The sequence below is a fragment of the Streptomyces sp. NPDC107454 genome (assembly GCF_055582885.1).
In genome coordinates this window covers 187,095-210,567 of sequence record NZ_JBVJPA010000006.1, presented here as the reverse complement: position 1 = coordinate 210,567, position 23,473 = coordinate 187,095, and the positions used below count along the sequence as shown (strand labels likewise).

The window sequence follows — 23,473 nt, the reverse complement described above, 5'->3', positions numbered from 1 at the left end:
ACGCCTTACTGGTTGTACGGACCGTAGTCGTAGTCCTCCAGCGGGACGGCCTGGCCGGAGCCGGTGCCGAACGGCGAGTAGTCGATGTCGTCGTAGCCGACGGCCGAGTACATCGCGGCCTTGGCCTCCTCGGTCGGCTCGACCCGGATGTTGCGGTAACGGGACAGACCCGTACCGGCCGGGATGAGCTTACCGATGATGACGTTCTCCTTGAGGCCGATCAGGGAGTCGGACTTGGCGTTGATCGCCGCGTCCGTCAGAACCCTGGTCGTCTCCTGGAAGGACGCCGCCGACAGCCACGACTCGGTCGCCAGCGAGGCCTTGGTGATACCCATCAGCTGCGGACGGCCGGAGGCCGGGTGGCCGCCTTCCTGGACCACACGACGGTTCTCGGTCTCGAACTTCGAGCGCTCGACCAGCTCGCCGGGCAGCAGCTCCGCGTCGCCCGACTCGATGATCGTCACACGGCGCAGCATCTGCCGGATGATGATCTCGATGTGCTTGTCGTGGATCGACACACCCTGCGAGTTGTAGACCTTCTGGACCTCGCCGACCAGGTGGACCTGGACGGCACGCTGACCCAGGATGCGCAGCACGTCGTGCGGGTTGGTGGCACCCACGGTGAGCTTCTGGCCCACCTCGACGTGCTCGCCCTCGGACACCAGGAGCCGGGCACGCTTCGAGATCGGGAACGCCGTCTCGTCGCTGCCGTCGTCCGGGGTGACCACGAGCTTCTTGGTCTTCTCGGTCTCCTCGATCCGCACGCGGCCGGAGGCCTCGGAGATCGGGGCGACACCCTTGGGCGTACGAGCCTCGAAGAGCTCGACGACACGGGGCAGACCCTGGGTGATGTCGTCACCGGCCACACCACCGGTGTGGAAGGTACGCATCGTCAGCTGGGTACCGGGCTCACCGATGGACTGGGCGGCGATGATGCCGACCGCCTCACCGATGTCGACCAGCTTGCCGGTGGCCAGCGAACGGCCGTAGCACATGGCGCAGGTGCCGACGGCGGACTCGCAGGTCAGGACCGAACGGGTCTTGACCTCCTCGATGCCGTGCTTGACCAGCTCGTCGATGAGGACGTCGCCGAGGTCGGTGTTGGCCGGGGCCAGCACCCTGCCGTCGACGGTGATGTCCTCGGCCAGCGCACGTGCGTACACGCTGGTCTCGACGTTCTCCGCCTTGCGCAGCACACCGTCCGCGCCGCGCTCCGCGATGTGCAGCTTGAGGCCACGGTCGGTGCCGCAGTCCTCCTCGCGGATGATGACGTCCTGGGAGACGTCGACCAGACGACGGGTGAGGTAACCCGAGTCGGCGGTACGCAGAGCCGTGTCCGCCAGACCCTTACGAGCACCGTGCGTCGAGATGAAGTACTCCAGCACCGACAGGCCCTCACGGAAGGAGGCCTTGATCGGACGCGGGATCGTCTCGTTCTTGGCGTTCGACACCAGACCACGCATACCGGCGATCTGACGCATCTGCATCATGTTTCCTCGGGCACCCGAGTCAACCATCATGAAGATGGGGTTCGTCTTCGGGAAGTTCGCGTTCATCGCCTCGGCAACCTCGTTGGTCGCCTTGGTCCAGATCGCGATGAGCTCCTGAGTGCGCTCTTCCTTGGTGATCAGACCGCGCTCGTACTGCTTCTGGACCTTCTCGTCCTGCGCCTCGTAGCCCTTGACGATCTCCTTCTTCGCCTCGGGAACGACGACGTCGGAGATGGCCACGGTGACGCCGGAACGGGTCGCCCAGTAGAAGCCCGCCGCCTTCAGGTTGTCGAGCGTCGCCGCCACGATGACCTTGGGGTAGCGCTCGGCCAGGTCGTTGACGATCTCGGAGAGCTGCTTCTTGCCCACCGAGTAGTCGACGAACGGGTAGTCCTCGGGCAGCAGCTCGTTGAAGAGCGCGCGGCCCAGGGTCGTACGGAGGCGGAAGGTGTCACCCTGCTGCCACTCGGGCTCGCCCTCCTCCTGCGCCGGCGGGGTCCAGCCACGCGGCGGGATGGTGCCCACCGGGAAGCGGATGTCGACGGCCGACTGGAGCGCGAGCTCCCCGGCGTCGAACGCCATCGTCGCCTCGGCGGTCGAGCCGAAGGCACGGCCCTCGCCCTTGACGTCGCGCAGCTCGCCGTCCGTGGTCAGGAAGAACAGACCGAGGACCATGTCCTGGGTCGGCATCGTGACCGGGCGGCCGTCGGCGGGCTTGAGGATGTTGTTCGAGGACAGCATCAGGATGCGGGCCTCGGCCTGCGCCTCCGCGGAGAGCGGCAGGTGGACGGCCATCTGGTCACCGTCGAAGTCCGCGTTGAACGCGGTGCAGACGAGCGGGTGGATCTGGATGGCCTTGCCCTCGACCAGCTGCGGCTCGAAGGCCTGGATGCCGAGGCGGTGCAGCGTGGGCGCACGGTTCAGCAGAACCGGGTGCTCCGCGATGACCTCTTCCAGGACGTCGTACACGACCGTGCGGCCGCGCTCGACCATCCGCTTGGCGCTCTTGATGTTCTGCGCGTGGTTCAGGTCGACCAGGCGCTTCATCACGAACGGCTTGAAGAGCTCCAGCGCCATGGCCTTGGGCAGACCACACTGGTGCAGCTTCAGCTGTGGACCGACGACGATCACGGAACGCGCGGAGTAGTCCACACGCTTGCCGAGCAGGTTCTGACGGAATCGACCCTGCTTACCCTTCAGCATGTCGCTGAGGGACTTCAGCGGACGGTTGCCGGGGCCCGTGACGGGGCGACCACGACGGCCGTTGTCGAAGAGCGCGTCGACGGCCTCCTGAAGCATGCGCTTCTCGTTGTTCACGATGATCTCGGGGGCACCGAGGTCAAGGAGTCGCTTCAGACGGTTGTTGCGGTTGATCACGCGGCGGTACAGGTCGTTCAGGTCGGAGGTCGCGAAGCGGCCACCGTCCAGCTGCACCATCGGACGCAGGTCCGGCGGGATGACCGGCACGCAGTCGAGCACCATGCCCTTGGGGCTGTTGCTGGTCTGCAGGAACGCGGAGACGACCTTGAGGCGCTTGAGCGCACGGGTCTTCTTCTGGCCCTTGCCGGTGCGGATGATCTCGCGGAGGCGCTCGGCCTCCTCGTCGAGGTCGAAGGACTCCAGGCGCTTCTGCAGCGCCGCGGCACCCATCGAACCGTCGAAGTACGTGCCGAAGCGGTCACGCAGCTCGCGGTAGAGGAGCTCGTCACCCTCGAGGTCCTGGACCTTCAGGTTCTTGAAGCGGGTCCACACCTCGTCGAGACGGTCGATCTCGCGCTGCGAACGGTCACGCAGCTGCTTCATCTCACGCTCGGCACCCTCGCGCACCTTGCGGCGCACGTCGGCCTTGGCACCCTCGGCCTCGAGCTCGGCCAGGTCGGTCTCGAGCTTCTTGGCGCGGGCCTCGAGGTCGGCGTCGCGGCGGTTCTCGATCTGCTGACGCTCGACGGAGACGTGCGCCTCCAGCGAGGGCAGGTCGCGGGTGCGGCGCTCCTCGTCGACGAACGTGATCATGTACGCCGCGAAGTAGATGACCTTCTCGAGGTCCTTCGGGGCGAGGTCGAGCAGGTAGCCCAGACGCGACGGAACGCCCTTGAAGTACCAGATGTGGGTGACGGGAGCGGCCAGCTCGATGTGGCCCATCCGCTCACGACGCACCTTGGCGCGAGTGACCTCGACGCCGCAGCGCTCACAGATGATGCCCTTGAAGCGGACACGCTTGTACTTACCGCAGTAGCACTCCCAGTCCCGGGTCGGACCGAAGATCTTCTCGCAGAAGAGTCCGTCCTTTTCGGGCTTGAGGGTGCGGTAGTTGATGGTCTCGGGCTTCTTGACCTCGCCGTGGCTCCACTGACGGATGTCGTCAGCGGTGGCCAGACCGATCCGGAGCTCATCGAAGAAGTTGACGTCGAGCACTATGCGTCAATCCCTCTCAGGGTTGTAAGTCTTGGGGTCTGAAACGGGGGTCCTGGGGCCGGCGGGCCTTATGCACCTTTTCCAAGGGCGTTCAAAGGCCCGCCGAACTCCCGTCAGACCTCTTCGACGCTGCTCGGCTCGCGCCGGGACAGGTCGATGCCGAGCTCCTCCGCCGCGCGGAAGACGTCCTCGTCGGTGTCACGCATTTCGATGGACATACCGTCGCTGGACAGCACCTCCACGTTGAGGCAGAGAGACTGCATCTCCTTGATGAGCACCTTGAAGGACTCGGGGATGCCGGGCTCGGGGATGTTCTCGCCCTTGACGATGGCCTCGTAGACCTTCACGCGGCCGGTCACGTCGTCGGACTTGATGGTCAGCAGCTCCTGGAGGGCGTAAGCGGCGCCGTATGCCTCCAGCGCCCACACCTCCATCTCACCGAAGCGCTGGCCACCGAACTGGGCCTTACCACCCAGCGGCTGCTGGGTGATCATCGAGTACGGACCGGTCGAGCGGGCGTGCAGCTTGTCGTCGACCAGGTGGTGGAGCTTGAGGATGTACATGTAGCCGACCGAGATCGGCTCCGGGAACGGCTCGCCGGAGCGGCCGTCGAACAGCGGCGCCTTGCCGGACGGAAGCACCATGCGCTCGCCGTCGCGGTTCGGGATCGTGTGGTTCAGCAGACCGGCCAGCTCGTCCTCACGCGCACCGTCGAAGACGGGGGTGGCGACGTTCGTGCCGGGGGCGACCACGTCGGCCTCGATGGCCTGCAGTCGCTGCGCCCAGTCGTCGGCGAGACCGGAGACGTCCCAGCCGCGGCTGGCGAGCCAGCCGAGGTGGATCTCCAGGACCTGTCCCGGGTTCATTCGGGACGGGACACCGAGCGGGTTGAGGATGATGTCGACCGGGGTGCCGTCCTCCAGGAACGGCATGTCCTCGATCGGCAGGATCTTGGAGATGACACCCTTGTTGCCGTGACGGCCGGCGAGCTTGTCACCGTCCGTGATCTTGCGCTTCTGCGCCACGTAGACACGAACCAGCTGGTTCACGCCCGGCGGCAGCTCGTCGCCCTCTTCACGGTCGAAGACGCGGACCCCGATGACCTTGCCGATCTCGCCGTGCGGCACCTTCAGCGAGGTGTCGCGCACCTCGCGCGCCTTCTCACCGAAGATCGCACGGAGCAGGCGCTCCTCCGGGGTCAGCTCGGTCTCACCCTTGGGCGTGACCTTGCCGACCAGGATGTCACCGGCGACGACCTCGGCACCGATGCGGATGATGCCGCGCTCGTCGAGGTCGGCGAGGACCTCCTCGGAGACGTTCGGGATGTCCCGGGTGATCTCCTCGGGGCCGAGCTTGGTGTCACGGGCGTCGACCTCGTGCTCCTCGATGTGGATCGAGGAGAGGACGTCGTCCTGCACGAGGCGCTGCGACAGGATGATCGCGTCCTCGTAGTTGTGACCCTCCCACGGCATGAACGCCACGAGCAGGTTCTTGCCGAGCGCCATCTCGCCGTTCTCGGTCGCCGGGCCGTCGGCCAGAACCTGACCGGCGATGACCCGGGCGCCCTCGTCCACGACAACCTTCTGGTTGACGGAGGTGCCCTGGTTCGAGCGCGAGAACTTGTGCAGGCGGTACGTGGTGTACGTGCCGTCGTCGTTGGCGGTGGTGACGTAGTCCGCGGAGACCTCCTGGACCACACCGTCCTTCTCCGACTTCAGGACGTCACCGGCGTCGACCGCACAGCGGTACTCCATGCCGGTGCCGACCAGCGGCGCCTCGGACTTGATGAGCGGCACGGCCTGGCGCATCATGTTCGCGCCCATGAGGGCACGGTTGGCGTCGTCGTGCTCGAGGAACGGGATCATGGCGGTCGCGACCGACACCATCTGGCGCGGCGAGACGTCCATGTAGTCGACGTCCTCACCGGGGACGTAGTCGACCTCTCCGCCACGACGGCGGACCAGAACGCGGGACTCCTCGAAGCGGAGCTCGTCCGTCAGCGGCGCGTTGGCCTGCGCGATGACGAATCGGTCCTCTTCGTCGGCCGTGAGGTAGTCGACCTCGTCGGTGACGACACCGCCGGTGACCTTGCGGTACGGCGTCTCGACGAAACCGAACGCGTTGACCCGGCCGTAGGAGGCGAGCGAGCCGATCAGACCGATGTTCGGGCCTTCAGGGGTCTCGATCGGGCACATGCGGCCGTAGTGCGAGGGGTGCACGTCACGGACCTCGAAGCCGGCCCGCTCACGGGAGAGACCACCCGGGCCAAGAGCCGACAGACGGCGCTTGTGGGTGAGACCCGACAGCGGGTTGTTCTGGTCCATGAACTGCGACAGCTGGCTGGTGCCGAAGAACTCCTTGATGGAGGCGACGACCGGCCGGATGTTGATCAGGGTCTGCGGCGTGATCGCCTCGACGTCCTGGGTCGTCATGCGCTCGCGGACGACGCGCTCCATACGAGCCAGACCCGTGCGGACCTGGTTCTGGATGAGCTCGCCGACGTTGCGCAGACGACGGTTGCCGAAGTGGTCGATGTCGTCCGTCTCGACGACGATCTGCGTGCCGTTGTCACCGACGGTCTCGGTCTCACCGGCGTGCAGCTTCACCAGGTACTTGATCGTCGAGATGATGTCCTCGACGGTCAGGATCCCGGCGTCGAGCGGGGCCTCGCCGCCCAGCTTCTTGTTGACCTTGTAACGGCCGACCTTCGCGAGGTCGTAGCGCTTCGGGTTGAAGTAGAGGTTCTCAAGAAGCGTCTGCGCGGCCTCGCGGGTCGGGGGCTCGCCCGGACGCAGCTTGCGGTAGATGTCGAGCAGCGCGTCGTCCTGGCCCTGGGTGTGGTCCTTCTCCAGGGTGGCGCGCATGGACTCGTACTCGCCGAACTCCTCGAGGATCTGCTCGGTCGTCCAACCGAGAGCCTTCAGGAGAACGGTGACGGACTGCTTGCGCTTGCGGTCGATGCGGACACCGACCATGTCGCGCTTGTCGATCTCCATCTCCAGCCAGGCACCCCGGGACGGGATGACCTTGGCGGAGAAGATGTCCTTGTCGGACGTCTTGTCGATGGAGGAGTCGAAGTAGACGCCCGGCGAGCGGACGAGCTGCGACACCACGACACGCTCGGTGCCGTTGATGACGAAGGTGCCCTTGTTGGTCATGAGCGGGAAGTCGCCCATGAAGACCGTCTGGGACTTGATCTCGCCGGTCTCGTTGTTGGTGAACTCGGCGGTGACGAAGAGCGGGGCCGCGTACGTGAAGTCGCGGTCCTTGCACTCGTCGATGGAATTCTTCGGGGGCTCGAAGCGGTGGTCCCGGAACGTCAGGGACATCGACCCGGAGAAGTCCTCGATCGGGGAGATCTCCTCGAAGATCTCCTCCAGACCGGACTTCGTGGGGACGTCCTGTCCGTTGTCCAGAGCCGCCTCGACACGAGCCTTCCACGCGTCGTTGCCGAGCAGCCAGTCGAAGCTCTCGGTTTGCAGCGCAAGAAGGTTCGGAACCTCGAGGGGCTCCTTGATCTTTGCAAAGGAGATGCGCAGCGGGGCGGTGCTGGCGCCGTTGTTCGTATTCGCGGTCGAGGCAGTGCGCGAGGCGGCCAAGAGGGGGTCCTTCCGAGGGCTCGGACTCACTACGCGCGTACCGGCCCCCCACTGTGGGCACAGAGACAGTCCGTTCCCGATTCAGCCAAAAGGCCAGGTCAGGGATGATCTAGTCATCGGTGCTCACGCGAGGGCATGCCCCTGGTGACGGGCAGGAGGCAGCTAACAGGCAGCGCAAAGGGTCAGTGTAGCCACTAGGCCCACTGATGTCCAGTCCCGGTTTCTTGAGACCATCGTTGTTCTCAACACCTGCGGCAAGCCACGCCCTCAATGCACATCGATACTGCCCTCTTCGCCACCGATCCATGCCTCGGATCCGGATCGTTGTGACGACGCGTCCTGAGAATTGCGCGCTGCGTGCGGTTCGTCAAGGCCCCCCATGCCCTAAGCAAGTGCCGCGATCGTCACGTGCAACCTGTCTTGCAGCCCGTCTTGCAGCCCGTCACGGGCTCGGCCGGAGGCACAACGAAGATCACCATACTCGTCGCCACCGACAGTGCAAGGCAGCCGCCACCTGCCCCCCGGAACGCCGAAGAGCGACCACCCAGTTGGGTGATCGCTCCTCAGTGCGTCAGCGTTACAGGTCCACTAGTAGTCCTGTATCGGCTCGCAAGGGGCCCTCAGCGGGCCCGTGGGACTACTTGACCTCGACGGAGGCGCCGGCGCCCTTGAGGGACTCGGCAGCCTTCTCGGCGGCCTCCTTGGCGACCTTCTCGAGAACGGGCTTCGGGGCGCCGTCCACGAGGTCCTTGGCCTCCTTCAGGCCCAGGGAGGTCAGCTCACGCACGACCTTGATGACCTGGATCTTCTTCTCGCCGGCACCCGTGAGGATGACGTCGAACTCGTCCTGCTCCTCGACGGCCTCGACGGCGGCGGGGCCGGCCGGACCGGCAACGGCGACCGCGGCGGCGGCGGTGACGTCGAACTTCTCCTCGAACGCCTTCACGAACTCGGAGAGCTCGATGAGGGTCATGTCCTCGAACTGCGCGAGCAGGTCTTCCTGGCTGAGCTTCGCCATGATGGGCGATCCTTCCACTTATTCGGCTGGTGCCGGGATGTACATGTGAGGCGGGCGTACTTTCGGCCCGCTGCGACCACTGCCTGGGCGGAACTGCTCAGGCGGCGGTCAATGCGCGAGCCGAATTACTCGGCACCGCCCTGCTCGGCCTGCTTGGCACGAAGAGCGTCCACGGTGCGGACGAGCTTCGAGGGGAGCGCCTGGAAGAGCTGGGCAGCCTGAGTCTGCTTGCCCTTGAAGGCACCCGCCAGCTTGGCGAGCAGAACCTCGCGGGACTCGAGGTCCGCAAGCTTCTTGATCTCGTCGGCGGACAGCGCCTTGCCGTCAAGGACACCGCCCTTGATGACGAGGTTGGGGTTGTCCTTGGCGAAGTCACGAAGACCCTTCGCGGACACCACCGGGTCACCGGTGATGAACGCGACCGCCGTCGGACCGTTGAACAGGTCGTCGAGCGTGGAGATCCCGGCCTCGTTGGCCGCAATCTTGGTCAGCGTGTTCTTCACCACGGCGTACTGGGCGTCTTCACCGAGCGAACGACGCAGCGTCTTGAGCTGCGCCACGGTGAGACCCCGGTACTCGGTCAGCACAGCGGCGTTCGAGCTGCGGAACTGGTCCGCGAGCTCGGCTACCGCGGCAGCCTTGTCGGGCCTTGCCATAGAGCGTCGGCCTCCTTCCGGGTGATGAGGACCGCTCAGAAGGGGCTGGGCAAAACGAAACGCCCCGGCGCAGGCGCACGGGGCGTAGCTCGACCGGTACGTCCGCAAGCTGGGCAAGCGAACTCCGGGAGCACATCCACGGTCACCTACGCGGGTCGTCCGCAGTTTCAGCGGATCCTTCGGCCGCCCTGCCCTCTTGCGAGTACAAGGCAACGACCAGCGGTCTTTGGCTTCTGGGGAACAGTACGTGACGGGGTCGCTGTCAAGCAAATCCGCTCGACAGCGCCTCGTCCCGGCACTCGACGGCACCTCGGCTCAGCGCCCCACGGCGCCTCGGCTCCGCGGCGGTTCAGTGCCGGATCAGCCCTTCTGGGCGTCCTTCATCATCTGCGCGAGGTCGACGGTGTCCTTGGCGGGCGGGGCCTTCACCGTCACCGGCTTGTTGTAGTCGAGGAAGACCATGGTCATGTCGAGCGGGCCCTTGTCGGAGGCGGCGCGCACCCGGACCTGCTTGGTGTGGTCGTCCGGCCCGATCCACATGTCCATCGTGAGCTTGTCGGCGCCCAGCTCCTCGTACTGCTTCAGGCTCTTCTCGCGCTTGTCCCGCGTCGCCTTGTCCTTCTTCTTGAGCTCGGCGCGGAGTTCGTCGAGGGTGACCGTGCCGTTGTAGTGGGTGGTCTGCACGCCGTCGATCTTCTCGGTGCCGACCTTCTTCACGTCCTTGGAGCCGGTCAGATAGGTCGACTCCTGGGACGGGTCCTGCTCGGCCTGGTCGGAGAGCTTGCTCGCGTCGACGCCCGGGGAGCCGCCCGCACCCTTGGCCATCCCGGAGATGTCGAACTTCATCCACCTCTTGCCGTCCATCTCCTTGGCGGCGGCCGCGCCCCCGCCCAGGTACATCGCCCCGTCGACGACCCGGATCTCCACCTTGCCGTCGGCGCCCTGGTCCAGAGCGGTCATCTTCATGCTCATGGCCAGCGGCTTCATGCTCATCGACGCCTGGGCCTCGACGCGGCCCGACTCCGGGACCTTGCCGGTCATCCGGTAGCTGAGCGAGGTGATGGCCTCGCTGTTCTTCGCCGCCTTGGCCACGGCCGCCGCGGGCGTCATCTTCGGCGACTCGTCGCTCTTCCCGCAGGCGACGGCGCCCCCTCCGAGGACCAGGGCCGCGAGCGCGGCCCCCGCCGCTCCGTGCCGTACGGAGTTACGCACAGAAAACATCAGGATCCCCCCAGGGAACACATGAGCGATACACAGACTTCGCCCGCAGCGTAGCCCAGGGAGGTTCCAGCGGTCTCGTGAATTCTTTTGAGTTTCTTGGTACTCGAGTTTTTGGTACTTGATCTTCTTCGTACCTGAGCTTCTTGGTACCTGGGCCTCTGGGCGCCCGGAGGCTCAGCTCGAGGTGCCCGACCCGCTCGACGTGTCGCTGCTGCCCGGCGTCAGGCCCTGTGTCTTCAGCAGGTCCTTGAAGTCGGTCGTGTCGCCCGCCGGGGGCGCCACGGTGGCGACCTTCACTCCGTAGTCGCTGTAGTACGTCGTGGAGGACATCGTGCCGCTCGTCATCTCGCCCTTGGAGACCGCCTTGACGAGCAGGTCCTTGCCGTTGACCCAGATGTCGACGTCCTCCGTCGTGATGCCGGCCTGGGTGAACTGCTTCTTGAGGGAGGCGAGTTGGCTCGCGGTGAGGTGGGAGCTCTTGGCCGCGAGGTCCGAGACGTTCACCGTGCCCGCGTAGTGCGTGGCCTTCTCGCCACGGACCGTCTCGTCGCCGACCTTCTTCACATCGCCGGAGGCCAGCAGGAGCTTCACCGACTGGTTCGGCGAGCTGTTCTGCATCTGGTCCTTCAGGAACGCGCCGGAGCCGCCCGCGATCTTCGCCAGGTCGTCGTACGCGTACTTGATCCAGTGCTTGCCACCCGTGTGCTCGGCGAACGCCTCGCCCATCTTGGCGTAGTAGGCGTCCGACAGATAGCGGGCCTGCATGGAGGTACTGCCCGTCTTGCGCATCGCGTCGGCCATCGTGCCGCCGGTGTACGTGATCGTCATGTCACCGGTGAGGCCGTTGCCCCAGCCCATGGAGCCGTCCGACTTCATGGACATCAGCGTGCCCAGACTCGTCGTGGACTCGATCCTGGCGGTGTCGGCGCCGTCGGTGGACTTCTCGGCCGACTGCAGGGCCGCTATGGGGCTGACGTGGGTCGTGCCCTGGGCCGCCTTGTCGTCCTTGCCGGAGCCCCCGGAGGAGCCCGAGGAACAGGCCGCCACGCCCGCCAGCGCGCTCACCAACGCGATCGAAAGGGTCACTCGGCGCACGTGCGTGCTCTTCATTCGTCCCACCCCTATGCGAATCCTGAGAGCTGCACGCTAACGCAGCCCACTGACACACGTATCCGGGAATGAGGACGGGCCCCGCACCTCGAAAGGTTGCGGGGCCCGTGCCAAGAACGCGTATGCGACGCGGTCACCGTGGTGAGCGGAAGGCTCAGACGGCGGCCGGGTCCTCCTCGACGAGGAGGTTGCGGGTGCGGTTCGGGTCGACCGGAACGCCGGGGCCGATCGTGGTGCTGATCGCGGCCTTCTTGATGTAGCGACCCTTGGCGGCGGACGGCTTCAGACGAAGGATCTCGTCCAGCGCGGCGCCGTAGTTCTCGACCAGCTTGGCCTCGTCGAAGGAGGTCTTGCCGATGATGAAGTGCAGGTTCGAGTGCTTGTCGACGCGGAACTCGATCTTGCCGCCCTTGATCTCGGTCACGGCCTTGGCCACGTCCGGGGTCACGGTGCCGGTCTTCGGGTTCGGCATCAGACCACGCGGGCCGAGGACACGGCCCAGACGGCCGACCTTGCCCATGAGGTCCGGGGTGGCGACGACGGCGTCGAAGTCCAGACGGCCCTTCGACACCTCGTCGATGAGCTCGTCGGAGCCGACGATGTCGGCGCCCGCGGCGAGTGCGGCCTCGGCACGGTCACCGGTCGCGAAGACCAGGACCCGGGCGGTCTTACCGGTGCCGTGCGGGAGGTTCACGGTGCCGCGGACCATCTGGTCGGCCTTGCGCGGGTCTACACCCAGGCGGAAGGCGACCTCGACGGTGCCGTCGAACTTGCTCGTGGAGGTCTCCTTGGCGAGACGGACGGCCTCGAGCGGGGCGTAGAGCTTCTCCCGGTCGATCTTGGCGTCCGCAGCGCGGAGAGACTTGCTGCGCTTGCTCACTACTGCTCCTGATGTGTTCTGAGGAGTCGTGGTACGGACCGAGCAGGTCCTGCCACGTGCGGCTCGCGCCGCATGGTTCCTACGAAGGTCGGTGTCAGCCCTCGACCGTGATGCCCATGGAACGGGCGGTGCCGGCGATGATCTTCGACGCGGCGTCCAGGTCGTTGGCGTTGAGGTCGGGCATCTTCGTGGTGGCGATCTCGCGGACCTGCGCCTGGGTGATCTTGGCGACCTTGGTCTTGTGCGGCTCGCCGGAGCCCTTCTCGACACCCGCGGCCTTGAGGATCATCTTGGCGGCCGGCGGAGTCTTGGTGATGAAGGTGAAGGAGCGGTCTTCGTAGACCGTGATCTCCACCGGGATGACCCAACCGCGCTGCGACTCGGTCGCGGCGTTGTAGGCCTTGCAGAACTCCATGATGTTGACGCCGTGCTGGCCCAGCGCCGGGCCGACCGGCGGAGCCGGGTTGGCCGCGCCGGCCTGGATCTGGAGCTTGATAAGCCCCGTGACCTTCTTCTTCTTGGGAGGCATGTGCTCTCTCCGGGTCCTAGTGAGAGTTTTCAGCTTCCGCCCGGATCATCCGGATGGAGGCATACCGCACAACGATAACGGGTATCCATGCGGGGCCAAAAACCGAGCAGGTCAGACGGGCTGTGTGAGCCCGTCTGACCTGTTCGGAAGACGTACGTCCAGAAGCTGCTAGTTCTTCTGGATCTGGTCGAACGAAAGCTCGACCGGGGTCTCGCGACCGAAGATCTCCACCAGGCCCTTGACCTTCTTGGAGTCGGCGTTGATCTCGTTGATGGTCGCCTGCAACGTGGCGAACGGGCCGTCCGTGACGGTGACCGAGTCGCCGACCTCGAAGTCCAGCACCTGGACCTCGACCTTGCGCTGCGGAGCGGGCTTGCCCTCGGCCTCGGCGGCCTCACGGGCGGCCTTCTCCTCGGCCTCCGGGGCGAGCATCTTGACGATCTCGTCCAGCGTCAGCGGGTACGGGTCGTAGGCGTTGCCCACGAAGCCGGTGACACCGGGAGTGTTGCGGACGACACCCCAGGACTCGTTCGTCAGGTCCATGCGGACCAGAACGTAGCCCGGGAGCTTGTTCTGCTTGATCGTCTTGCGCTCGCCGTTCTTGATCTGCGCGACCTCTTCCTGCGGCACCTCGGCCTGGAAGATGAAGTCCTCGACGTTCAGCGAGACGGCGCGCTGCTCGAGGTTGGTCTTCACGCGGTTCTCGTAACCGGCGTAGGTGTGGATGACGTACCACTCGCCGGGGAGCGTGCGCAGCTCCTCGCGCAGTGCGGTGACGGGGTCGACGGGTTCGGCCTCTTCTTCGGCCTCTTCCTCGTCGCCTTCCTCGGCGTCTACGGCGAGGTCCTCGTCGGGAACGTCCTCGTCCTCGACGTCCTCACCGGACTCGTCCTCGACGTGCAGGGCCGCTTCCTCGGCGGGCTCGCCGGTGGCGGCATCGGCAGCCTCGAACTCGTCCACGACGTCCGCGCCCTCGACGATGTCGAGCTCGTCGTCAACGGACTCGACCGACTCGCTGGCATCGTTCAGGTTCGGGTCAGACACGGTGGCTGCTTCTTCCTGGATACATGGGGGTGGAACGCGCGAAAGGGGCGCCGGTGACGGCGCCCTTCGCTCTCGGCTCAGCCGAAGACGTACTTGGCGGCGTGGTTGAGCCCATAGTCAATCACGGTCACCAGGCCAATCATGATGACGACGAAGACAATCACCACTGTGGTGTACGTCGTCAGCTGATTGCGAGTCGGCCAGACGACCTTGCGGAGTTCCGCGACGATCTGGCGGTAGAAAGTGGCAAGGCGCTTCAGCGGGCCCTTCTTGGCACGCTTACCGCCCTTGCGGGCCTTCTTCTGAGACTCGGGCGCCTCGGCATCAGGCATGTCGATGGAGCCCACGGCGTCCGTCACTCGTCCTCACCTGATTCCGGGTCGTGGCCGTGCCGCGCCCGGTTGAGCCGCACGGCGGTGCATTGCGGTACGTACATGCGCACACATCCTGGCGAAGGTGTGTGTAGCAGGGCCGGAGGGACTTGAACCCCCAACCGCTGGTTTTGGAGACCAGTGCTCTACCAATTGAGCTACGACCCTTTGTTTCCCCCAACGTACCGCATCCACCCGGATGCTCGGTGTGCATCGGATGAGTGCGGCCGGTGAAGGCCAACGAGGTGAGAGTGTACGTGGTCCGGGGCCGGTCGTCGAACAGAAAGTGTCCGTACGGGCTTTGTCCGCCGAAGATCGACCGGTGAGGGATCCGGATCCGGACGGTTGTTCTCTTGGTGTTCAGTCCGTGAAACCCGCGTGCCGGGGGAGTTTCCGGTCTGAAACGATGGGTGCCATGAGCCCTGCAACCCCTCCCACCGAGCGCCGGGTCTCCGCCCGAGTCGGCGCGATCTCCGAGTCCGCCACCCTCGCCGTGGACGCCAAGGCCAAGGCACTCAAGGCCGCCGGCCGTCCGGTGATCGGTTTCGGCGCCGGTGAGCCCGACTTCCCGACCCCGGACTACATCGTCCAGGCCGCCATCGAGGCCTGCTCGAACCCCAAGTACCACCGCTACACGCCGGCCGGCGGGCTCCCCGAGCTGAAGGCCGCGATCGCCGCGAAGACCCTGCGCGACTCCGGCTACGAGGTGGAGGCCGCCCAGGTCCTGGTCACCAACGGTGGTAAGCAGGCCATCTACGAGGCCTTCGCCGCGATCCTCGACCCGGGCGACGAGGTCATCGTCCCGGCGCCCTACTGGACGACGTACCCGGAGTCGATCCGTCTCGCCGGCGGTGTCCCGGTCGAGGTCGTCGCCGACGAGACCACCGGCTACCGCGTCTCGGTCGAGCAGCTGGAGGCCGCCCGCACCGAGAACACCAAGGTGCTGCTCTTCGTCTCCCCGTCCAACCCGACGGGCGCGGTCTACAGCCGCGAGCAGATCGAGGAGATCGGCCGCTGGGCCGCCGAGAAGGGCCTGTGGGTCCTGACGGACGAGATCTACGAGCACCTGGTCTACGGGGACGCGGAGTTCCACTCCCTCCCGGTGGTCGTCCCCGAGCTCGCCGACAAGTGCATCGTCGTGAACGGCGTCGCGAAGACGTACGCCATGACGGGCTGGCGCGTGGGCTGGGTCATCGGCCCGAAGGACGTCGTCAAGGCCGCGACCAACCTCCAGTCGCACGCCACCTCGAACGTGTCCAACGTCGCCCAGGTCGCCGCCCTCGCCGCCGTCTCCGGCGATCTGACGGCCGTCGCCGAGATGCGCGAGGCCTTCGACCGCCGCCGCAAGACCATCGTGCGGATGCTCAACGAGATCGACGGCGTGCTCTGCCCCGAGCCCGAGGGTGCCTTCTACGCGTACCCCTCGGTCAAGGCCCTCGTCGGCAAGGAGATCCGCGGCAAGCGCCCCAAGGACACGGTCGAGCTGGCCGCGCTCATCCTGGAGGAGGCCGAGGTCGCGGTCGTCCCGGGCGAGGCCTTCGGCACCCCGGGGTACCTGCGCCTGTCGTACGCCCTCGGTGACGAGGATCTCGTCGAGGGCGTCAGCCGGATCCAGAAGCTCCTGGCCGAGGCACAGGACTGACGTTTTCGCGCTCCACGCGTGTGTGCGGGCCGTTTCCCTCGGGGGGAGACGGCCCGCTTCTTCGTGCGAGCAAGACCACTAACGGGGAAAGCGCTACCGACACGGCGGGAACGTACGGCAGGATCCTGGAATGGAGCGCGTACGTGATCTCTCTGAACTGCCGAAAGCCCATCTGCACCTGCACTTCACCGGTTCGATGCGGCCCACCACCGTGCTGGAGCTGGCCGACAAGTACGGCGTCCGGCTGCCCGAAGCCCTCACCGACGCCCTGACCAGCGGCGAACCGCCCCGGCTGCGGGCGACCGACGAGCGCGGCTGGTTCCGCTTCCAGCGGCTGTACGACGCGGCCCGGTCCTGCCTCAGAGAGCCCGAGGACATCCAGCGGCTGGTGCGCGAGGCCGCCGAGGAGGATCTGAAGGACGGCTCCGGCTGGCTGGAGATCCAGGTCGACCCGACCTCGTACGCGCCCCGGCTGGGCGGGCTCATCCCGGCCCTGGAGATCATCCTGGACGCGGTGGACTCGGCCGTGCGGGAGACCGGGCTCGGGATGCGCGTCCTGGTGGCCGCGAACCGCATGAAGCACCCGCTGGACGCCCGCACCCTGGCCCGGCTCGCCGTGCGCTACGCGGACCGCGGCGTCGTCGGCTTCGGGCTCTCCAACGACGAGCGGCGGGGCATGGCGCGGGACTTCGACCGGGCCTTCGCGATCGCGCGGGACGGCGGTCTGCTGTCAGCGCCGCACGGCGGCGAGCTGACCGGCCCCGCGTCGGTCCGCGACTGCCTGGACGACCTGCACGCCACCCGGATCGGGCACGGTGTGCGCGCCGCCGAGGACCCGCGGCTGCTGAAGCGGCTCGCGGACCGCGGCATCACCTGCGAGGTGTGCCCCGCGTCGAACGTCGCCCTGGGGGTCTACGAGAAAGCCGAGGACGTCCCCCTGCGCACCCTCTTCGAAGCCGGCGTCCCGATGGCCCTCGGCGCCGACGACCCCCTGCTGTTCGGCTCCCGGCTGGCCGCCCAGTACGAGCTGGCACGCCACCACCACGGCTTCACGGACGCGGAACTGGCCGAGCTCGCACGCCAGTCGGTGCGGGCCACGGCGGCCCCCAAGGACGTCAAGGAGAAGCTGCTGTCGGGCATCGACGACTGGCTGGCCGCCCCGGTCGCCTGAAGTGGGCGTACGGCGGATACGCCTGGAAGCCGATGTCCAGCTCGACGTGACGGCCTCGGGACGGCGGCAGGTGCGGGGTGAGGGAGGCGACGAGCACGTCCTGCCCCTTCGCGGCCCGCTTCCCATGCGGCCCGAACCCGGCCGCCACCTCCAGGTGCGTGGCCGCCGAGGCGAAGGTGTCGCGGGCGCCGAGGAGGAAGAGGGTCCCCGCGTGCACGGCCGGATGGATCCGGTCCCGCGCGTCGAGGCGGTCCCGGCGCTGCTCCCAGCGCGCTTCCCAGGCGGCCGCGTGGGCGGCGGTGCGCTCCTCGTTCGTGCGCACGGTGAGCGGGGTGCCGGCGCGCAGCCGACGGCGCAGTTCGGGCCAGGCGGAGGGCCGCAGGCCCGGCGACCGGTGGGCGAGGACGAGGTCGACCGGCACCCCGGGCACGCAGGCCCTGGGGATGCTCCGCCGCAGTGGGACGTACACGATCGTGTGCCGGGAGAACGCGGCGAACGAGAAGAGCGCGGCGAGGCGGGCGAGTCCGTCGTGGTCGCCCACGAGGTAGCCCCAGCCTTCGAAGGGGTCACTGAGCGTGGTGTGCCGCAGCGGCTGACGCGGCTGGACGACCCGGTGGGCGTGGGGGCCGACGCGCGGCGTGAACTCCGTGACGCTCAGCCGCACAGGGAGCGCCGCACGGCCGTGGGTGCTTGCCTCATCGGGCCAGGGTGACCGTCACGAGGGCTCGTCCGCAACGGAGATTCCGCCCAGCAGCGTGCGGGCGATCGACAGGGCGAACTCGTCCACGGGCGGCGGCTTGCCCTGCTCGGTGGAGTCGTAGGCGAAGGCGCGCTGGGCGCAGGCGCCCAGCAGGAGCGAGGCGGCCGCGTAGGTGTCGACCCCGGCGCGGACCCGGCCCGCGTCCTGTTCGGCGCGGAGATAGGCGTCGAGACCCCGGATGGGCATGTGGGGGCCCGACCCCATGGAACGCATCGACTCCTCGTGCCGGCGCTTGAGCTGCGTTTCCGCGTACAAGGAGGCGGCGATCGGAAAACTCTGCTCATAGAAGAGGGCCGCCTGGCGGGCGATCTCGGTGAGGTTCTCCAGGAGGGTGCCCCGGCCCGGCTCGGCCGCGAGGCCGGCCAGCAGCGGGGTCAGCTGGGGCAGGCGCTCTTTGAGCACCTTGACGAACAGTTCCTCCTTGCTCGGGAAGTACTTGTAGAGCGCCGCCTCCGAGCAGCCCGCGGCCTTGGCGATCTCCTTGGTCGTGGCGCGGGCGAGGCCGATGGTGAGCATGAGCTCGTGCGCCGCGTCGAGGATGCGGATCCGGGCCGGTTTCTGCTGCATGGGCCCCAAGGATTCCATGGTCACCCCTGTTCGGCCTTGACGGGTGGGTGAGTGCTTACCCACTCTAGGAGCAAGCAGAGGTGAGTGAATACTCACCCACCCGATTCGTCCAGGGGGATCACGTCATGAAACTCACCGTCTTCGGAGCCACCGGCGGCATCGGCCAGGAGATCGTCCGGCAGGCGCTGGACTCCGGCCACCAGGTCACGGCCGTCGTACGGGACCCGGCGCGGCTGACCGTCACGGGTGCGGGCCTGGAGGTGTTCCGCGCCGACCTCACGGACCCGCAGGCGCTGCGCCCCGCGGTCGTGGGCCGGGACGCCGTCCTCTCCGGGCTCGGCGCCCGCAGCCGCAAGGACGCCGGGATCGCCACCCGGCTGACCCGTACGGTGCTGGGCGCCATGGAGGCCGAGGGGGTCCGCCGACTGCTGGTGGTGAGCGCGGGGCCGGTCGGTCCCGACCCCGAGGGCGCGGCGTTCGCCGACCGTGCCGCGCGGGGCCTGGTCTCGCTGATCCTGAAGGACGTCTACGCCGACCTGGCGGCCATGGAGGGCGAGCTGGCCCGGAGCGCGACCGACTGGACGGTCGTACGCCCGCCGCGCCTGCAGAACAAGCCGGTGACCGGCTCGTACCGGACGGTCGTCGGAGGCTTCCCGCTCAAGGGCCGGTTCATCGGGCGCGCCGACGTGGCGCACGCGATGCTGGCAATGATCAACGACCCCGGGACGGTGAAGCAGGGCGTCGGAGTCGCGTACTAGGAGCCCTGGAACCGGAGCCCCGTCTAGAGCTCCACGCCCACCGTCACCGGCTCGTTGACGAGGGTGATCCCGAAGGCGTCGCGGACGCCGGCGACGACCTCGCGGGCCAGCGCGAGGAGGTCCTCGGTGGTGGCCCGGCCCCGGTTGGTGAGGGCCAGCGTGTGCTTGGTGGAGATCCGGGCGGGTCCGGAGCCGTATCCCTTGGTGAAGCCGGACTTGTCGATCAGCCAGGCCGCGGAGGTCTTGGTGTGGCCCTCGCCCGCCGGGTACGCGGGCGGCGCGGCGTCGGTGCCCAGCCGCTCCGCCACGCGCGCGTGGAACGCGGCGAACTCCTCGTCCGTGAGGATCGGGTTGGTGAAGAACGACCCGGCCGACCAGGTGTCGTGGTCCTCGGGGTCGAGCACCATGCCCTTGCCGGAGCGCAGCTTCAGGACGGTCTCGCGGGCGGCGGCGAGCGGCACCCTGTCGCCGGGCTCGACCCCGAGGGAGCGCGCCGTCTCGGCGTACTTGATCGGCGCCGACAGCCCGTCCGCGTCCTCCAGCTCGAACCTGACGCGCAGCACGACGTACCGCTCGGGGTCGGCCTTGAAACGGCTGTGGCGGTACGAGAAGGCGCAGTCGGCGTTGGCCAGGGTGACCGTCTCGCGCGTCCTGCGGTCGTACGCGATCACTTCGGTGATGGTGGACGACACTTCCTGGCCGTACGCGCCCACGTTCTGGATCGGGGTCGCGCCGGCGGAACCGGGGATCCCGGCGAGGCACTCGACGCCGGCGAGCCCGGCCTCGACGGTGCGGGCGACCGCGTCGGTCCACACCTCGCCCGCCGCCAGCTCCAGCCTCGTACCGTCGAGGGCGAAGCCGGTGCTCGCGATGCGCAGGGCGGTCCCGGCGAAGCCCTTGTCGCCGATGACCAGGTTCGATCCACCGCCGATGATCAGCAGCGGCGTACCGGTGTCGTCGGCCTCCCGGACGGCGGCGATCACCTCGGCGTCGGTCGTGGCGGTGATCAGCCGGGTCGCGGGACCCCCCAGCCGGAAGGTGGTCAGCGGGGCGAGCGGAGCGTCGTGGAGTTCCTGCACGGGCTCAAGAGTACGAGAAGGGCCCCGCCGGTCGAGGCGGGGCCGCTTCTGGGTGTGCACGGGATGAACCAATCAAGGGTTTGGATCCTGGACCCTCCACCGGCGAGCGGTTGCCCTCCCACTCACCACGAGGCGGTCTCCCTGCCTCAGCGTGAGGCGGTTTCCAGAACCGGCGCCTGGGCCAGATCCTGCCCCTGGGGCGACTCGGGGGCGACGACCCGGGTCTGAGCCGCACGCCGCGCCGTCGGGATGAGCAGCGCCGCGACGCCCGCCAGGGCGACCACCGCGGCGCCCACCACGAGCGCGGGCCGCAGACCGTCCACGAAGGTCTGCGCGGTCCCGTAGCCGCCCTGCGCGGAGAAGATCGAGGACATCACCGCGATGCCGAGCGCGCCGCCCACCTCACGCAGCGCGTTGTTGGCGCCGGAGGCGATGCCCTGCTCCTGCGGACGGACGCTGGACATGACCAGGTTGGAGGCCGGGGCGAAGTACAGGGACATTCCGATGCCGCTGACGATCAGGGCGGGCAGCTGGGCGGCGTACGAGGCATGGGCGGCGACCACGGAGGCGTAGTACGCGAGCCCGGCGGCCTGGAGGAAGAGCCCGGTGGCGACCACGGGACGCCCGCCGACGCGGTCGGAGAGGTACCCGGCGATCGGCGCGACGAGCATCGGCATCCCGGTCCAGGGCAGCATCCGCAGACCGGCCTGGGTGGGCGAGTAGCCGAGGACGCCCTGCATGTACTGGCTGAGCAGGAAGATCGAGCCGAACATCCCGAGGAACATCAGCAGGCTCGCGGCGTTGATCCCGGCGAAGGCACGGGAGCGGAAGAGCCGCATCGGCAGCATCGGGTTCTTGGCGCGGATGCCGTGGAGGACGAAGCCGGTGAGCAGCGCGGCGCCGGCGAGCAGACCGGTCAGGACGATCGGGCTGGTCCAGCCCTCGGCGGGCCCGCGGACCAGGCCGTACACGATCCCGAACAGACCGCCGCTGACGAGCAGGGTGCCGGTGATGTCGAGCGGGGCGCCGGTGCCGTGGGACTCGGCCAGCCGCAGCCGGGCGAGGGGCAGCAGGGCGAGGCCCAGCGGAACGTTCAGCCAGAAGATCCAGTGCCAGGAGACGTGTTCGGTGAGGCTGCCGCCGATGAGGGGTCCGGAGGCGACCGCGAGTCCGTTCACGGCGCCCCAGATCCCGTACGCCATGCCGCGCTTGGCGACCGGCACCGCGGCCGTCAGCAGGGTGAGCGTGAGCGGCATCATGATCGCCGCGCCGACGCCCTGGACCGCGCGGGCGGCGATCAACGAGTCGAGGCCGGGCGCCATGGCGGCGGCCGCCGAGGCGCCGGTGAAGACGGAGAGACCGACGAGGAAGAGCCGACGACGGCCGAACCGGTCGCCGAGCGCCGCACCGAACATCAGCAGGACGGCGAAGGTGAGCGTGTAGGCGCTCACGGTCCATTCCAGGTCGTCCAGCGCTCCGCCGAGATCCTTGCGGATGGAGGGCAGTGCGGTGGTGACGACGAGATTGTCGAGAGCCGCCATGAATCCGGCGACGCTGGTGATGATGAGGGCCCAGGTGGCTCCCCCGCGACGTGCGGTCTGCTGTGACATCGCTCCCCCTAAGGGTGTTCGTCCCTATGGTTAGTTATTGATAACTAACTTTCGCGGGCAGAAAAGGGCGCCGACATCCGCCTCCCCCACCCGTTTCCCCGCTCTACCTGCCTACTTCTCCAGCCGGCCCTTGACCCGCGCCGACGGATACATCCCTTCCCAGACCTTGTGCTCGGGCGGAAAACCCATGGCCACCAGGCAGTTGACGAGCATGCCGTACGCCATGAAGGTCGTCGTGTCGTTCGGCTCGGCACCGAGCGGCAGATGAACCGTCTCCCACAGCCGCATCCAGTCGGCCCGCACGACCTCGCCGAGCTCACGATCGCCGGCCCGCTCCGCGGCCGCGGTCGCGACGTACATCTGCATCTGCATCAGCAGCTGCTCGGGGTGGTCCGCGATCGCCTTGGTGTACGCGTTCGCCATGGAATGCAGGGCATCCTCGCCCTCCAGGCCCTTCGCGGCCTCCCCGAAGGTGCGAATGGTGTCCTCCATGCAGCGGCGCGCCGCCGCGAGGAAGATCGCCCGCTTGCCGGGGAAGAGCCGGAAGAGATACGGCTGCGAGACACCCACGCGCTTGGCGATCGCCTCGGTGGAGGTGCCGTAGTACCCACCCCGGGCGAACTCCGCGATCGCCGCGCGGATGACGCTCTCGCGCCTCTCGTCTGCGCTCATCCTGACCATGCGACTAAGTTAGTGCCCAATCACTAACTACGTCAAGCGGTGGCCCGGAGCGGCTTCGAACGGCACGACGACCGGCACCCGCACTCGCACGGAAGGGGCCGTGGCGGTACGTCGCAAGCCCGTCGCTCACGGCCGGATCGAGCAGCGGCTCCCTTGCCCGGCCCACGTCTGATCCAGCGGCGATGGGCTCGACGTACCGCCACGGCCCCGACCCACCCACTGTCGGACAGCCGGACGGCGGCCGGCAGACAACCCGACCCCAGACGACAGACGACGGACACCGACAGACAACCGGACCACGGACGAACCGAGTACGGCCACGCGTGGCCAGACATGGCCAGACATGACCAGACATGACCAGACATGACCAGACACACGTAAGGGGCGCCGACCATGGCCGACGCCCCTTACCCGCTCCTACCCTCGCCCTCCATGACGGCCATCAGGCCAGTCGAACGACCGCTCGCGACATGCCCAGGACCTTCTGCCCCGCGCTCATCGCGGTGAGGTCGACGCGGACGGTGTTGTCGTCCAGCTTGGCCGCTACCTTGCCGCTGACCTCGATGGTCGCTCCCTTGTCGTCGTTGGGGACGACGACGGGCTTGGTGAAGCGGACGCCGTACTCCACGACCGCACCCGGGTCACCGGCCCAGTCGGTGACGACACGGATCGCCTCGGCCATGGTGAACATGCCGTGCGCGATGACGTCGGGGAGACCGACCTCGACCGCGAACTTCTCGTTCCAGTGGATGGGGTTGAAGTCCCCGGAGGCGCCCGCGTACTGCACGAGTGTGGCGCGTGTCACGGGGAAGGTCCGGGCCGGCAGCTCGGTACCGACCTCGACGTCGCCATACGCGATCTTCGCCGCCATG

19 protein-coding genes and 1 tRNA gene are annotated in these 23,473 nt (G+C 67.7%); 3 read left to right on the top strand and 17 right to left on the bottom strand.

Features of this window, described 5'->3' with window-relative positions:
• Positions 1–5 precede the first annotated feature (5 nt).
• The 11 genes from ACZ69M_RS16610 to ACZ69M_RS16560 form a co-directional block, all read right to left on the bottom strand.
• Positions 6–3,905 (bottom strand): DNA-directed RNA polymerase subunit beta', encoded by a 3,900-nt coding sequence (locus ACZ69M_RS16610; protein WP_060901496.1) that lies wholly within the window; start codon positions 3,903–3,905, stop codon positions 6–8.
• A 113-nt stretch (positions 3,906–4,018) separates the two neighbouring features.
• Entirely contained in the window at positions 4,019–7,504 is a 3,486-nt protein-coding gene (gene rpoB, locus ACZ69M_RS16605; protein WP_101400099.1) for a DNA-directed RNA polymerase subunit beta, read from the bottom strand.
• 637 nt (positions 7,505–8,141) lie between these two features.
• Positions 8,142–8,522: a 50S ribosomal protein L7/L12 gene (gene rplL / locus ACZ69M_RS16600; RefSeq protein ID WP_470050460.1), complete on the bottom strand. Its 381-nt coding sequence runs from the start codon at positions 8,520–8,522 to the stop codon at positions 8,142–8,144.
• 125 nt (positions 8,523–8,647) lie between these two features.
• A complete protein-coding gene (rplJ, locus tag ACZ69M_RS16595; RefSeq protein WP_060901499.1) occupies positions 8,648–9,178 on the bottom strand; it encodes a 50S ribosomal protein L10 in 531 nt (176 codons plus the stop codon).
• A 360-nt stretch (positions 9,179–9,538) separates the two neighbouring features.
• Entirely contained in the window at positions 9,539–10,390 is an 852-nt protein-coding gene (locus ACZ69M_RS16590) for an SCO4651 family lipoprotein (protein ID WP_470050958.1), read from the bottom strand.
• Between the two features lie 183 nt (positions 10,391–10,573).
• On the bottom strand, positions 10,574–11,509 hold the full coding sequence (locus ACZ69M_RS16585; RefSeq protein ID WP_470050458.1) for an SCO4651 family lipoprotein: 936 nt from the start codon (positions 11,507–11,509) through the stop codon (positions 10,574–10,576).
• Positions 11,510–11,663: 154 nt separating this feature from the next.
• A complete protein-coding gene (rplA, locus tag ACZ69M_RS16580; RefSeq protein WP_060901502.1) occupies positions 11,664–12,389 on the bottom strand; it encodes a 50S ribosomal protein L1 in 726 nt (241 codons plus the stop codon).
• 94 nt (positions 12,390–12,483) lie between these two features.
• Positions 12,484–12,918 (bottom strand): 50S ribosomal protein L11, encoded by a 435-nt coding sequence (gene rplK / locus ACZ69M_RS16575; RefSeq protein ID WP_030359033.1) that lies wholly within the window; start codon positions 12,916–12,918, stop codon positions 12,484–12,486.
• 168 nt (positions 12,919–13,086) lie between these two features.
• Entirely contained in the window at positions 13,087–13,962 is an 876-nt protein-coding gene (nusG, locus tag ACZ69M_RS16570) for a transcription termination/antitermination protein NusG (protein ID WP_470050456.1), read from the bottom strand.
• A gap of 77 nt (positions 13,963–14,039) precedes the next feature.
• Positions 14,040–14,321 carry a preprotein translocase subunit SecE gene (gene secE, locus ACZ69M_RS16565; RefSeq protein ID WP_067367170.1) on the bottom strand — a complete coding sequence of 94 codons (282 nt, stop codon included), beginning with the start codon at positions 14,319–14,321 and terminating at the stop codon, positions 14,040–14,042.
• A 107-nt stretch (positions 14,322–14,428) separates the two neighbouring features.
• Positions 14,429–14,501 (bottom strand) — tRNA-Trp (locus ACZ69M_RS16560).
• A gap of 247 nt (positions 14,502–14,748) precedes the next feature.
• On the opposite strand from ACZ69M_RS16560, the gene ACZ69M_RS16555 reads away from it, so the two are divergent.
• A complete protein-coding gene (locus ACZ69M_RS16555) occupies positions 14,749–15,975 on the top strand; it encodes a pyridoxal phosphate-dependent aminotransferase (RefSeq protein WP_470050454.1) in 1,227 nt (408 codons plus the stop codon).
• Positions 15,976–16,105: 130 nt separating this feature from the next.
• Positions 16,106–17,146: an adenosine deaminase gene (locus tag ACZ69M_RS16550; protein WP_351302474.1), complete on the top strand. Its 1,041-nt coding sequence runs from the start codon at positions 16,106–16,108 to the stop codon at positions 17,144–17,146.
• Here ACZ69M_RS16550 and ACZ69M_RS16545 read toward each other — a convergent pair.
• Together ACZ69M_RS16545 and ACZ69M_RS16540 are read right to left on the bottom strand one after the other, a co-directional pair.
• The gene (locus ACZ69M_RS16545) at positions 17,091–17,810 is read right to left on the bottom strand and encodes a hypothetical protein (protein ID WP_470050452.1); all 720 of its coding nucleotides are present in this window, start codon (positions 17,808–17,810) and stop codon (positions 17,091–17,093) included. The two genes, ACZ69M_RS16550 and ACZ69M_RS16545, sit on opposite strands and share 56 nt — an antisense overlap.
• A gap of 51 nt (positions 17,811–17,861) precedes the next feature.
• On the bottom strand, positions 17,862–18,473 hold the full coding sequence (locus ACZ69M_RS16540) for a TetR/AcrR family transcriptional regulator (RefSeq protein ID WP_470050450.1): 612 nt from the start codon (positions 18,471–18,473) through the stop codon (positions 17,862–17,864).
• A 125-nt stretch (positions 18,474–18,598) separates the two neighbouring features.
• Here ACZ69M_RS16540 and ACZ69M_RS16535 point away from each other — a divergent pair, with 125 nt between their 5' ends.
• The gene (locus ACZ69M_RS16535; protein ID WP_470050448.1) at positions 18,599–19,231 is read left to right on the top strand and encodes an NAD(P)-dependent oxidoreductase; all 633 of its coding nucleotides are present in this window, start codon (positions 18,599–18,601) and stop codon (positions 19,229–19,231) included.
• 23 nt (positions 19,232–19,254) lie between these two features.
• Here ACZ69M_RS16535 and ACZ69M_RS16530 read toward each other — a convergent pair whose 3' ends face one another.
• From ACZ69M_RS16530 to ACZ69M_RS16515, 4 genes are all read right to left on the bottom strand, one after another.
• Positions 19,255–20,310 carry a UDP-N-acetylmuramate dehydrogenase gene (locus ACZ69M_RS16530; RefSeq protein ID WP_470050446.1) on the bottom strand — a complete coding sequence of 352 codons (1,056 nt, stop codon included), beginning with the start codon at positions 20,308–20,310 and terminating at the stop codon, positions 19,255–19,257.
• A gap of 146 nt (positions 20,311–20,456) precedes the next feature.
• Positions 20,457–21,920 (bottom strand): DHA2 family efflux MFS transporter permease subunit, encoded by a 1,464-nt coding sequence (locus tag ACZ69M_RS16525; RefSeq protein WP_470050444.1) that lies wholly within the window; start codon positions 21,918–21,920, stop codon positions 20,457–20,459.
• Between the two features lie 111 nt (positions 21,921–22,031).
• Entirely contained in the window at positions 22,032–22,601 is a 570-nt protein-coding gene (locus tag ACZ69M_RS16520; protein WP_470050442.1) for a TetR/AcrR family transcriptional regulator, read from the bottom strand.
• 442 nt (positions 22,602–23,043) lie between these two features.
• Positions 23,044–23,472 carry a MaoC family dehydratase gene (locus ACZ69M_RS16515; RefSeq protein ID WP_470050440.1) on the bottom strand — a complete coding sequence of 143 codons (429 nt, stop codon included), beginning with the start codon at positions 23,470–23,472 and terminating at the stop codon, positions 23,044–23,046.
• Between the last annotated feature and the right edge of the window lies 1 nt (position 23,473).

Bases quoted from the DNA above. Each gene is read 5' to 3' on its own strand.
- rplL (WP_470050460.1), bottom strand. From the start codon at position 8,522: ATGGCGAAGCTCAGCCAGGAAGACCTGCTCGCGCAGTTCGAGGACATG.
- rplJ (WP_060901499.1), bottom strand. From the start codon at position 9,178: ATGGCAAGGCCCGACAAGGCTGCCGCGGTAGCCGAGCTCGCGGACCAG.
- ACZ69M_RS16585 (WP_470050458.1), bottom strand. From the start codon at position 11,509: ATGAAGAGCACGCACGTGCGCCGAGTGACCCTTTCGATCGCGTTGGTG.
- rplK (WP_030359033.1), bottom strand. From the start codon at position 12,918: ATGCCTCCCAAGAAGAAGAAGGTCACGGGGCTTATCAAGCTCCAGATC.
- ACZ69M_RS16555 (WP_470050454.1), top strand. From the start codon at position 14,749: ATGAGCCCTGCAACCCCTCCCACCGAGCGCCGGGTCTCCGCCCGAGTC.
- ACZ69M_RS16550 (WP_351302474.1), top strand. From the start codon at position 16,106: ATGGAGCGCGTACGTGATCTCTCTGAACTGCCGAAAGCCCATCTGCAC.
- ACZ69M_RS16540 (WP_470050450.1), bottom strand. From the start codon at position 18,473: ATGCAGCAGAAACCGGCCCGGATCCGCATCCTCGACGCGGCGCACGAG.
- ACZ69M_RS16535 (WP_470050448.1), top strand. From the start codon at position 18,599: ATGAAACTCACCGTCTTCGGAGCCACCGGCGGCATCGGCCAGGAGATC.
- ACZ69M_RS16525 (WP_470050444.1), bottom strand. From the start codon at position 21,920: ATGTCACAGCAGACCGCACGTCGCGGGGGAGCCACCTGGGCCCTCATC.
- ACZ69M_RS16520 (WP_470050442.1), bottom strand. From the start codon at position 22,601: ATGGTCAGGATGAGCGCAGACGAGAGGCGCGAGAGCGTCATCCGCGCG.
- ACZ69M_RS16515 (WP_470050440.1), bottom strand. From the start codon at position 23,472: ATGGCGGCGAAGATCGCGTATGGCGACGTCGAGGTCGGTACCGAGCTG.